This is a genomic window from Spirosoma spitsbergense DSM 19989 (assembly GCF_000374085.1).
Lineage (GTDB): Bacteria > Bacteroidota > Bacteroidia > Cytophagales > Spirosomataceae > Spirosoma > Spirosoma spitsbergense.
Map to the genome: position 1 here is coordinate 1 of NZ_KB893532.1, position 1291 is coordinate 1291.

Below are 1291 nucleotides of genomic sequence, written 5' to 3' on the forward strand. Positions count from 1 at the left end.
GAGCAAAGCAACGACCGCATCCAGAAGTGGGCGGCCGGGGCCACCAGCGGCACCACCGTGGCCGGGGGCAATGGACGAGGCTCCGGGGCCAATCAGCTGAATAGGCCTACCGGCGTATACGGGGCCGGGGCGATCTATGTGGCTGACCAGTTCAACGACCGCATCCAGCGCTTTACTAGTGTCCCCGCTACGGTTACAGCGCTATCGCCTACGCGCAATGCCATCGCGGCCGCCACAAACACCAACGTCACCGTTACCCTGAGCCAACCCCCCACCGGACCCGCCAGCGCCCTGACGGTCTGGAGCCAGCAGGCGGGGGGCAAGAAGGCGGGTACCGCTACGGTCAGCGGCAATTCACTTACGTTTAATCCCACCACGGATTTCAAGCCCGGCGAGGTGGTCTTTGCCACAGCCACCCGGGCCAGTGGCCTGGCCAAGCCGCTGGTCTACCAGTTTACCACCGCAGCCGCCCCGGCCCCGGCCACCTTCAGTAGTGGTTCTGAAGTAGCCGTAGGAGGTCTTTCTCGTTCTTTAGCAGCGGTAGATGTTGACGGCGATGGCGATTTGGATTTCTTAACGGCAAATGCTGGCAGTAACACGGTGAGTGTCCGGCTCAATGACGGCAATGGTAGTTTCAGCAGTGCTCCGGTTCCCGAGGTACCAGTGGGAGATCGGCCTCAAAGTATAGCAGCGGCAGATGTGGATGGCGATGGCGATTTAGATTTCTTAACGGCAAATGCTGGCAGTAGGACGGTGAGTGTCCGGCTCAATGACGGCAATGGTAGTTTCAGCAGTGCTCCGGTTCCCGAGGTACCAGTGGTAGGTAGCCCTATGAAGGTAGTAGCCGCGGATATGGACGGGGATGGCGACTTAGATTTCTTAACGGCAAGTGATTTTACTGGTAATGTGAGTGTGCGGCTCAATAATGGCAATGGTACGTTCAGCAACGCCCCTAATGTAGCAGTGCCAGCTGCAGCTTTCGATGGAATAGTAGCGGATGTTGACAACGATGGCGATTTAGACATCTTGGTGACAAATAATGGCACTGGCAGTACAAATGTCAGTATCCGGCTGAATAACGGCGATGGTACATTCAGTGGCGGCTCTGAGGTAGCCGTGGGAGTTCTTACTTTTAGTATAGCCGCGGCAGATGTGGACGGCGATGGGGATTTAGATTTCTTAGCTGCTAGTTATGGCAGTGCCAGTGTGAGTGTGCGCTTGAATGACGGCAGTGGTAACTTCAGTGGGGGCTCCAACGTAGGGGTGGGCAGTTCTCCTCGAAGTGTGGCGG

The 1291-nt window shown here is 57.2% G+C and carries 1 protein-coding gene; it reads left to right on the forward strand.

What is annotated here, in order from left to right; all coding sequences use genetic code 11:
* Positions 1-1291: FG-GAP-like repeat-containing protein (locus B157_RS36855; protein WP_020603877.1), on the forward strand; the 1291-nt coding region annotated here is incomplete at both ends.